Source organism: Scytonema sp. UIC 10036 (assembly GCF_009725235.1).
Genome location: NZ_WJFC01000132.1, coordinates 23,618 through 35,382, shown reverse-complemented (window position 1 = coordinate 35,382; position 11,765 = coordinate 23,618). Strand labels below are relative to the sequence as shown.

Annotated in this window: 5 protein-coding genes; all 5 read left to right on the top strand. The window is 39.6% G+C overall.

The window, feature by feature from the left end:
* Positions 1-2,506, top strand: a 2,506-nt coding sequence (locus tag F7734_RS40900; protein ID WP_155750133.1) for an efflux RND transporter permease subunit, incomplete at its 5' end; no start/stop codon positions are given.
* A 380-nt stretch (positions 2,507-2,886) separates the two neighbouring features.
* The gene (locus F7734_RS40895; protein WP_155750132.1) at positions 2,887-3,231 is read left to right on the top strand and encodes a response regulator; all 345 of its coding nucleotides are present in this window, start codon (positions 2,887-2,889) and stop codon (positions 3,229-3,231) included.
* Entirely contained in the window at positions 3,228-3,362 is a 135-nt protein-coding gene (locus F7734_RS65685; protein ID WP_166482464.1) for an adenylate/guanylate cyclase domain-containing protein, read from the top strand. Before F7734_RS40895 ends, F7734_RS65685 begins: the two co-directional genes overlap by 4 nt.
* Before the next feature lie 86 nt (positions 3,363-3,448).
* Positions 3,449-4,954: a diguanylate cyclase gene (locus tag F7734_RS40885; protein WP_155750131.1), complete on the top strand. Its 1,506-nt coding sequence runs from the start codon at positions 3,449-3,451 to the stop codon at positions 4,952-4,954.
* Positions 4,955-5,682: 728 nt separating this feature from the next.
* Positions 5,683-11,721: a hybrid sensor histidine kinase/response regulator gene (locus tag F7734_RS40880; RefSeq protein WP_155750130.1), complete on the top strand. Its 6,039-nt coding sequence runs from the start codon at positions 5,683-5,685 to the stop codon at positions 11,719-11,721.
* The last annotated feature ends 44 nt before the right edge of the window (positions 11,722-11,765 follow it).

Here is an 11,765-nt window from a genome sequence, read left to right as displayed (position 1 = left end):
CTCTCCCTCTGTCTCCCCCTCCTCTTCCTCCTCCAATTCATCTTCCTCACTCCCCAATAAGCGAGTCTACTTGCGAGATTTTGCTGAAGTCGTAGATGGTTCGGAACAACAGCGTATTTTCGTGTTGCTCAACGGTCAAGAGTCGGTGAAAGTGAGCGTTCAAAAGCAGCCAGATGCCAACACAATTGAGGTTGTGGATGGAGTCAAAAGGCGACTCGAACAACTCAGGCAATCTGGTCTGATTGAAGAAGGAACAGTTATAACGCCAACTTTAGACGAATCGCGATTCATTCGCAACTCTATTTCTAACGTCACGAGTTCTGGATTAATTGGATCGTTACTAGCTGCGATCGCAGTATTACTCTTTTTGGGGTCTTTACGCCAAACTTTTATCATTGTTGCAGCAATTCCCCTAGCAACACTAGCTGCCATTATTTTTATGGGATTATTTAGCTTATCCCTCAACGTTTTTAGCTTGGGTGGATTGGCGCTAGGTGTAGGTATTGTGGTGGATAACTCCATCGTGATGTTGGAGAATATTGCCGAAGGCGCTAGTATGACGCCTGGAAAAAATTCCAAAACTCGCTTGAGTCAAAAGCAACTGATTGACCGTTCGGAACAAAGCAGCCGGGAAGTAGAATCAGCGCTAATTGCTTCTACAAGTACCAACCTAGTAGCAGTCTTGCCCTTTTTGCTCATTGGGGGCTTTATCTCATTATTATTTAACGAACTGATTCTCACAATTAGCTTTTCTGTTGCTGCTTCTATCTTGATTGCAGTGACCGTAGTACCGATGCTTGCTTCCCGAATGCTAGCATGGCGCTGGTCGAGCCGTCTGACTGAGTTTTGGTTTCTTAAAGAATTCAATCGTCGCTTTGAAGCTGCTACTAGAGGATACAGTAGCTTCTTAACTCAAGTCTTGCGCTATCGGTTGTTTGTGATTGCGCTTGCCATCTTAGTCTTTGGTGGTAGTAGTTTGTGGATGGCTCCTCAAATTCCTCAAGAAATTCTACCTCGAATTAATACCGGACAAGCCCGTTTATCTGCTCAATTTCCTCCCGGTACGCCGTTAGAAACAAACCGTAAGGTCATGGCTGCGGTTGATGATATTCTTCTCAAGCAACCAGAAACGGAGTACGTTTTCTCGACATCAGGAGGTGCTTTGTTTGGTACTAACACTAGTGAAAACCCCTTGCGAGGTTCTAGCACTATTACCTTAAAAGCGGGTACGGATGTAGAAGCTTATGTTGAACGAGTCACGGCTGAGTTTGAAAAGCTGAATTTAGCAGGAATCCGTTTGCGTCTGAGTCCCGGTGAAGTGAGAGGATTAATTCTCAGTAACTCACCCGCACGAGGAGCAGATGTCGATATTATTTTGCAAGGAAATGACGCTGAAACTTTACAAAGAGCAGGGCGTCAGGTATTAGCAGCAATGGAAGAGCAAGTGACCTCAGCTAGATTCCGTCCCGATGCAGATCCCCGTCAGCCAGAGATACAGATTCGTCCTGATTGGGAACGAGTGGCCGCTGTAGGGTTGACAACACAAGAGATTGGAGACACGATTCAGACTGCTATTGAAGGAAGTGTACCAACTCAGTTGCAACGGGGAAACCGTTTGGTGGATGTACGGGTGCAATTGAATGAAGAAGCCGTGCGATCGACTTCTCAATTATCGCGATTGCCATTATTTGTTGAAAATAATCGTCAAGTGCGTTTGAGTGACGTTGCCAATATTGTAGACGCTGAAGCACCGGGAGAAATTCAACGGATTAACCAACGCCAAGTCGTGATTTTGATAGGGAATTTGACTGAGGGAGCAAGTCTTAGTAACGCACTAACACAAGTCAACAACGTATTAAACAGTTTACAGTTACCTGAAGGCGTCACTGTATTACCCAGTTCCGCAGCAGAATCTAACAAGCAGTTGCAAGACTCCCTTAAATTATTGGGTGGATTGGCTGCTTTTCTTGTCTTTGTGGTCATGGCTGTACAATATAATTCACTAGTCGATCCACTAGTGATTATGTTTACAATACCGCTAGCACTTGCAGGAGGTATTTTCGGGCTTTACATTACTCAGACTGCTATTGGAGCAACCGTTATAGTTGGAGCCGTGTTGCTTGTAGGTATTGTAGTTAACAACGCCATCATTATGGTGGAATTGGCAAATCAAATTCGCGAAAAAGAAGAAGTTGACCGTAAAACTGCTATTTTGCAAGCATCACCCCAACGTTTGCGTCCGGTTTTGATGACCACTATCACAACTGTTTTGGGTATGTTTCCCTTAGCATTGGGAATAGGAGAAGGTTCTGAGTTTTTACAACCCTTAGGTGTTGTTGTGTTTGCAGGGTTGTCTTTGGCAACGGTGCTGACATTATTTATCATTCCCTGCTTTTATGTTTTGCTCCATGAGTTGCTTGATGGGAAATGGGCAAAGTCTGTATTCAACAAAATGGGTAAATTGAAAACCCGTTTCCAAAAGTTTATGTTTAGGAGGTTTCGTTAGTGGTTGGTTGTTAGTGGTTAGTAGGGGCGCGGCGACGTTGCGCCCCCACCTCTTCTTTCTTCCCTCAAAGGTGCAAAGGTGCAAAGGTGCACCCCTGCATGGTTCGGTCATACAACAAAGCTGCTGGAATTCTTTTACAATATACATTTTCGCAGTTTCTGACCCCTTTTTTCTCAGACTTTGTGAGAAATCCGGGCTTTGCCCAACGCCTCCAAGGTCACCTTAACAATTTTGAGTACAAGAAAATTCTCAGTATAATTACAGAAAATAACGCAAAATAACAAGAGTTGAACAAATGACTTTTTATATTGGCTAAAGCTTGCTATATTTGATACCTACACTTTTAAGATTATCTTGCAGGTGCATCTTCGGGAACATCTATGAATTTTGCGTTAAACAACAACCTAAAAGCAGAAATTTTAGTAGTAAATGATACATTAACTACTTTAGATTGGTTGGTGAATGTATTGCAGAAAAATAACTACCAAGTTCATCTTGCAACTGATGGTTATTCAGCACTTGAAATTGCTAAAACAAAGCTTCCTGATTTAATTCTGCTGGATATTATTTTACCTGATATGAGTGGCTACAGTATTTGTCAGCAACTAAAAAAATCTATCCAAACAAGTGAAATTCCTATCATCTTTACGAGTGGGGTGAATGAGGGATTAGATGTAGCAAAAGCATTTCAAGTTGGAGTTGCTGACTATATCATTAAACCCTGACTAAATTTACTTATGATTTGTGGGGGGATACAGTCAACATTGCATCGCGTATGGAATCCAATGGATTACCAGGTAAGATTCAAGTCAGTGCTGCAACCTACGACCGTTTAAAAAAGCAATTTGAATTTTAAAAGCTTGGAAAAATTACTGTCAAAGGCAAAGGAGAAATGATGACTTACTGGCTTTTAGGAAAAGCAAGACACTTTGAAACATTCCTATGAATCTCGGTAGCAGCCAAAAATCCAAAGCAAACATTTTGGTAGTCGATAATACACCTGCCAACTTACGCTTATTAGTTAACGTATTGCAACAACATGGCTATAAAGTTCGACCTGTACCCGACGGAAACTTAGCACTACAGGTTGTTCAAGCAAGCCCGCCCGATCTCATTTTGCTAGATATTCTCATGCCAGATTTATCAGGGTATGAAGTTTGCGAACAATTGAAAGCCGATCCAAAAACTAAAGAGATCCCCATCATTTTCTTAAGTGCTTTGAGTGAAGGGCTTGATAAAGCAAAAGCTTTTCACCTTGGAGGGGCAGACTATATTACAAAACCATTTCAAGTGGAAGAAGTGCTAGCACGGGTAGCAAATCAACTAGTTTTACGTAGTTTACAAGTACAACTACAGCAAAAAAATCAGGAATTATGCCAGCAAAATGCTCAGTTGCAATTGCTATTGAAAGCTACTGAAGAAATAAGTTCGGCAGCTAGCATTGATTCAGCGCTAAAAAGCGTTCTGGCTTTAATCTGTCAAACTATTGGTTGGGATTTGGGAGAAGCTTGGATTGTCAATTCCGAAGGAACAGCCCTTGAGTGCAGTCAAGGTTGGTATGCTAGCACCCCTGAATTATCAAAATTTCGTGACGAAAGCCACCAATTAACATTTTGCCCCAATGTAGGGCTTCCCGGACGAATTTGGGTTTCCAAACAACCCGAGTGGCTTTTTGATGTATCTAATAACGACGATAATATCTTTTGCCGCCGCAAACTTGCCAACCGAGTTGGTCTCAAAGCAGCTTTTGGCGTTCCTATTCTTTTTGAGGAAAAATTTCTAGCAATTCTCGTCTTTTTTTCAAAAAATGCCATGAGTCCGCAATCAAGAGTTCTAGAGTTAGTCACTGCAATTGCAACTCAAATTGGGTCATTAATTCAACGAAAAAAATCTGAAGTTGCACTGCACCAAGCCAATCACGAACTAGAACGTCTCATCAATTTAGATGGATTAACTCAAGTTGCCAATCGCCGACGCTTCGACCAAGTTTTAGAATTTGAGTGGTGCAGACTGCGTCGGGAGCAACTGCCATTATCGCTCATTCTCTGCGATGTCGATTATTTCAAACGCTACAACGACACCTACGGTCACATAGCAGGAGACGTTTGCTTGCAGAAGATTGCCCAAGCGATTAGCAATTCTGCCAAGCGTCCCGCCGATTTAGTGGCTCGCTACGGCGGTGAAGAATTTGCCGTTCTTCTACCCAATACAAACCTTGAAGGAGCAGTGAAAGTAGCAGACCTGATTCAGCAACAAATACAAGAACTCTACCTGCCTCATATTGAATCAAATATCAGTCAGTATGTCACATTAAGTCTGGGAGTCAGTAGTTTGGTTCCCACCCATAAAGAATCAAAGGAAATATTAATTAGAGTAGCAGATCGAGCACTTTATGAAGCGAAAAAACGAGGACGCAATTGTATTATCACAGAATCACCCGAGCAGTGAGCACCTGACCAGTGACCAGTAACCGTCTCTCGTTCCCAGCCTGAGGCTGGGAGTGCCTACTTTTGGAGGCTCCGCCTCCCGTACTCAGATAGCTACAGCTACGCGACGCAAAGGAATCAAGTTAAAATCGATAGCAATTTTTAGGTTTCCTTGTCGAATTCCATTTGGTCACCGACTTTGCCGCGCTGCATTTAAGTCTAGTTCTAGAGATTTTCAATGTAATGCATTTGCATTGTCTTGTCAAGAGTCTAAATTGGGGGCTCTCCTTAATGCTCAATTGCCCCTAATGCTTTCAGGGTAGCTATCGTTTTTTTCAATTAGCGATCGCCTTAGTAGTGAGTTGATTAGATTGGGTACACTTTGTTGAGCAGCGGGATCGACCACGTTCTTTTGAATATCTGCGTTCGAGACTGGCTGGCGATAAATATACGATCTCAAGCTCCGCGCAACACTGTCACAATTGTAGGATAAGAATTGCAGGGATTGAAATGCCTAAAGACATTAATTTGTTAACACAACAAATAATTAGTTAACCGACACAAAGGCTGATAAAGCCTGAACCTCATCGCACGCGAAACATCAGACTGCTTACAAAAATCCGAGCTAAGATAAAAAAGGAACCACAGATAAACACAGAATAAACACCGATAATAGGGTATCTGTGGATAGCTATATCAGCAGAAAACCTGAGTAAATTTAATAAAAATTTAACAAAATATCTATCAAACATGAGTATTACCATTGCAGGCTACAATCTCATCGAAGTTCTATATGACGGCACTACTACCTGTGTTTATCGTGCCTTACGAGAGCCAGAGCAAACATCGGTAATTGTTAAAACTCTGAAAGCTGAGTATCCCACCATACAACAGTTGACTCAATTAAAACATGAATATCAAATACTCCAATCTTTAGACATACAAGGAATTGTTAAACCCCTGGCGTTGGAGAATTATCAAAATGGTTTAGCACTAATTTTGACAGATTTGGCCGGAGAAACTTTAAAAAATTTTATTAACAGCCAAATTGTTGACTTAAGTAATTTTTTGAATATTGCGATTCAACTTGCTAATATTCTTTCCCAATTACATCAAAACAATATTATTCATAAAGATATTAAGCCGCAAAATATTTTAATTAATCTGCAAACAGGTCAAGTTAAAATTATTGACTTTAGTATTTCGTCATGTTTATCCAAAGAAAGTCAGAACCCCAGCGATCCTAACTTGTTAGAAGGCACCCTTGCCTATATGTCGCCAGAACAAACAGGCAGGATGAACCGTTCAATTGATTATCGTAGTGATTTTTACTCTTTAGGTATCACCTTCTATGAAATGTTAACTGGTCAGCTACCTTTTCAAGTTCAGGGATCTTTGGAATTAGTTCATTGCCACATTGCCAAAACACCAGTACCTCCTAAAGAAATAAACTCAAACATTCCTCCAGTAGTTTCTGATATTGTGATGAAATTATTAGCCAAAACTGCTGAGGAAAGATATCAAAACGCCTTGGGACTCAAAGCAGACTTAGAAGAATGCTTACAACAACTACAAGCCTCTGGTATAATTGCCGATTTCAGTATCGGTCAGCTTGATTTATATAGCCAATTTATCATTCCCCAAAAACTGTACGGTCGCGAGAAAGAAGTTGCCATTCTCATGAATGCCTTTGAGCGAGTTAGTCTTGGGGCAACTGAGATGATGTTAGTAAGTGGGTATTCTGGTATAGGTAAATCCTGCTTAGTCAATGAAGTCCATAAACCCATAGTGCGCCAACGGGGCTATTTTATTTCTGGTAAGTTTGACCAATTTAAACGCAATATACCTTATGCTTCTTTAATTCAAGCTTTTCAAGAATTAATCCGGCAGTTATTAACAGAAAGTAGCGAGCAAATAGCTAATTGGCAAGCAAAACTTTTAGTAGCTTTAGGTGATAATGCTCAAGTTATTATTGATGTGATTCCTGAAGTTGAACGAATTATGGGTCCTCAACCAGAAGTTCCGCAATTAGGCCCTACGGAATCGCAAAACCGATTTAATCGGCTGTTTCAACAATTTATTCATGTATTTTGTAAACCAGAACATCCTTTAGTCGTGTTCTTGGATGACTTACAGTGGGCAGATTCAGCTTCATTAAAGTTGATTCAGTTGCTTGCCAATGACCCAGATAGTCAATATTTATTACTCATTAGTGCATATCGAGATAACGAAGTTAATGCCACTCATCCATTAATATTGACTTTAGAAGAAATTCAAAAATCTGGTGCAGTTATCAACAATATTCTGCTTCAGCCTTTGCAGATTTCTCATGTCAATCAATTAGTCAGCGATACCGTCCACACTAACTTAGAAAAGTCAGAATCGCTAGCTGGTTTAGTGTACAACAAAACTCAGGGTAATCCTTTCTTCTTAACCCAGCTACTTAAATCACTTTATCAAGATAACTTATTATCATTTAATTTCAGTGAGGGTTTCTGGCAGTGGGACATTCATCGTCTACAAAATATTGATATTACTGATAATGTGATTGAATTAATGGTCAGCCAGATTCAAAAGCTGTTGCCGATTACACAGAATGTTTTAAAGTTAGCTGCTTGTATAGGTGACAAATTTACTTTAGAAGTTTTGGCAACTGTTAATAAAAAAAGTCAGTCAGAAACAGCCACAGATTTATGGGAAGCGCTGCAAGCAGGTTTGATATTCCCCTTAAATAATTCCTATAAAATACCTTTAATATTTGGTCAGAAAGAAATAAACAATGAGGATTACCAAGTAGAAAAAATATTAAATAATGCCGAGCAAACAATCATATACAAATTTTTGCACGACCGAGTGCAGCAAGCAGCTTATTCTCTAATTCTTGACGAACAGAAGAAAGGAACACACCTAAAAATTGGTCAATTACTGCTGCAAAAGGCAACGCCAGAAGAACGCAAAGAAAATATATTTACAATAGTTAATCAACTCAATTACGGTACTGAACTACTCACATCTGAGTCCGAAAAATATGAACTAGCTCATCTCAATCTCATAGCAGGAGAAAAAGCGAAAGCAGCAACAGCCTATGAGTCTGCTATCCGTTATCTCAAGTTGGGTTTAGAGTTATTGACAGCAAATAGCTGGCAGAATCAGTACTCCCTAACACTCACACTTTATGAGTCAGCAATAGAAACAGCCTACCTAAACGGAGATTTTGAGCAGATAGAGAAATGGGGAACAGTTGTTCTGCAACAGGCAAAAACACCCATCGATAAAATGAAAGTCTATGAAGTCAAAATCGAAGCTTACATGGCGCAACTTAGACCACTTGAAGCAATCAAGGTTGGTTTACAAGCGCTGGAACTGCTGGGGGTAGGTTTACCAGAATCACCTAGCCTTTCTGATATTGAGCAAACATTGGCTAAAACAGCCGCAAGTTTGGCTGGAAAAAATATAGAAGACTTAATTAATCTACCGTTAATGACAGACGTAGATAAGCTAGTAGCCATGAGAATGCTGAGGAGTATGGGTTCTTCTACTTATCAATCTTCACCTACATTGTTTCCGTTGGTTGCGTGCGAACAAGTTAATTTATCTATTAAATATGGAAATGCATCCTTCTCAGCCTATGGTTATGCTTGTTACAGTGTCATCTTAAAAGAGATAGTACAAGACATTGAGTCTGCTTATAAATTTGGCCAATTAGCTTTAAGTTTAGTGGAACGTTTTAACGCCTTAGAACTTAAGCCCAGTGTATTCTTCGGGGCAGTGGCCTGTACAATGTATGGAAAAGTTCATGCCAGAGAAACTTTACCACTTTTACAGGATGCCTACTCTAGTGGGGTAGAAAACGGTCATTTTGAATATAGTGGATATGCCGCTATGCAAAAATGCCAATATTCATATTTTCTTGGTGAAGAATTGACAAAAATTGAACGAGAAATGGCAATAACTAGTGATGCCCTTGCTCAACTCAAGCAAGAAAATGCTTTAAGCTGGAATCAAATCTTTCAACAGTCAGTGCTTATCTTACTGCAACCCTCTAAAAATCCTTGCCATTTAGTGGGTGAGGTATACAACGAGGATAAATCATTGCCATTTTTAAAAGAGGCTAATTCCAGAACTGCACTCCACTACTTTTATATTAACAAACTTATTCTCGGTTATCTATTTGAACAGTATAATCAAGCCTTAGAAAATGCATATCAAGCCGAAGAATATTTAGATGGTGTGAAAGGATTTTTGGTTGTACCAGTATTCCATTTCTACGATTCTTTAGCACGATTGGCAGTATATTCATCGCTACCACAGTCACAACAACAAGACTTATTAAGTAGAGTAATTAATAGCCAGGGAAAAATGCGTAAATGGGCAGATCATGCGCCGATGAATTTTCAGCATAAGTATGAACTGGTAGAAGCAGAACGGCATCGTGTCTTAGATGAAAAAATCGAGGCAGCTGAAATGTACGATCGCGCGATTGCACTTGCCAAAGACAACGATTACATCAACGAAGAAGCCCTTGCCCACGAACTCGCTGCTAAATTTTATTTGTCATGGGGTAGACAAACGATTGCGCGCACTTACATGACTAATGCTTACCATGCCTATAGCCGTTGGGGAGCGATCGCTAAAATCAAAGATTTAGAAATACGCTATCCGCAATTAATTACGATATCGCCTGCACAAAAGCTAGAAACAAATTACCCAGAAATTAATCGGGCATCCACGAGAATTAGCAGAACAGACAGTCTCGACTTGATGACTGTGATGAAAGCTTCTCAAGCTCTTTCCGGTGAAATCGTCTTAAGCAAGTTCCTGGCTAATTTGATGCGAATTTTAATTGAAAATGCGGGTGCAGAAAAGGGATTTTTAATTTTAGAAACAGCAGGAAAGCTAAATATAGAAGCTTCAGGAAGTGTAGAGCAAGACGAAATAAATGTTGAGCGAGCGCTACCTGTAGACAACATTCAGCAGCTACCAATATCTGTGATTAACTACGTGCAGAGAACACAAAATCACGTAGTTTTAAATGATGCTACTAATGAAAATGTATTTAATCTGGATAATTATATCCTCAAGCAAAAACCAAAATCTATTTTATGTATGCCAATTGTGTATCAAGGAAAACTCATTGGCATTCTTTATTTAGAAAATAATTTAACCACTGGAGCATTTACACCACAGCGCTTGCAAGTTTTACAACTTTTATCATCGCAAGCAGCAATCTCAATTGAAAATGCGCGTCTTTATCACGATTTAGAAGAATACAATTGCACACTAGAAGTCAGAGTAAAAGAACGCACTTTGGAATTACAAGCCAAAAATTTGCAACTGCAACAGGAAATACGCGATCGCCAACGCGCTGAAGAATTAGCAGAAACCGCTAGCCGCGCCAAAAGCCAATTTCTAGCTAGCATGAGCCATGAACTCCGCACACCTCTCAATGGAATTTTAGGTTATGCACAAATTCTGAATAAAAATAAAACCTTCACTGCTGAACAAAAGAATGGTATAAACATCATTCATCAATGTGGCGAACATTTACTAACACTGATTAACGATATTTTAGATATCTCGAAAATTGAAGCAGGAAAATTAGAACTCGGTCCTACAGAATTTTCTTTACCAGAATTTCTGGAGAACATTGTGCAAATCTGCCAGATTCGTAGCGAACAAAAAGGAATTGCTTTAGTTTATAATCAACTATCCCCTGTACCTAAAGTTGTGCGAGCAGATGCAAAACGGTTACGGCAAGTTTTAATTAATTTACTGAGTAATGCTGTCAAATTTACGGAAAAAGGTAGCGTAAAATTCCAGGTGGGATATCATGAAGGAAAATTACGCTTTCAAGTAGAAGATACCGGTATAGGTATAGCTGAAGAGCAATTAGAAGAAATATTTTTACCCTTTAAGCAGGTAGGGGAAGATAGCCGCAAGACAGAAGGTACAGGTTTAGGATTGGCAATTAGCCGTCAATTAGTTGAGATGATGGGCGGTGAACTTAAGGTAAAAAGTACTTTAGGTAAAGGCAGCGTTTTCTGGCTAGATTTGGATTTACCTGAGGTTGCTTATTCAATGAATGTTAAGAAAGTTGTTGAGCGTAACATAATTGGTTTTGTTGGCGATAGAAAGAAAATTTTAGTGGTAGACGATAAATGGGCAAATCGTTCTGTTTTAGTGAATTTACTACAGCCTTTAGGCTTTGAAGTTTTAGAAGCAACAGATGGCTTAGACTGTCTTAACAAAGCACTAGAATTTAAGCCAGATTTAATTTTTATGGACTTGGTAATGACTGTAATGGATGGTTTTGAAGCCACCCGTCGCCTGAGGATGTTACCAAACTTCAAAGAAGTAAAAGTAATTGCTATATCAGCTAGCGTTTTTGATTTTGAGCAAAAGCAGAGTCTAGAAGTAGGTTGTAATGATTTTCTACCTAAACCATTGCTAGTTGCAGAACTTTTAGAAAAATTAAGAATTCACTTAGGCTTGGAATGGATTTATGAAGAGAAAGAAAATGAGCTAAAAGAACAAAAAGATGTTAATCTAGAAGCAAAAAGTCAAAATCTACAATTAATTTCTCCACCAGTAGAGGAAATCGCTATTTTGCTAGATTTAGCAATGAAGGGAGACCTCAGGAGTATTGACCAAAAAGCAACACAATTAGAGGATTTGGATGAACAATTGTTACCATTTGCTACTCATTTGCACAAACTGGCTAAAGAGTTTAAAGGAAAACAAATCGTAGATTTTATTAAACAATATTCACAGTTCGCAGGAAATAAGTAAGTAGGTTGGAGCAGTTTGGACTATCCAACGCCGGACAAAGAACC

Coding starts and splice junctions, on each gene's coding strand:
- F7734_RS40885 (WP_155750131.1), top strand. CDS start 3,449: ATGAATCTCGGTAGCAGCCAAAAATCCAAAGCAAACATTTTGGTAGTC.
- F7734_RS40880 (WP_155750130.1), top strand. CDS start 5,683: ATGAGTATTACCATTGCAGGCTACAATCTCATCGAAGTTCTATATGAC.
- F7734_RS40895 (WP_155750132.1), top strand. CDS start 2,887: ATGAATTTTGCGTTAAACAACAACCTAAAAGCAGAAATTTTAGTAGTA.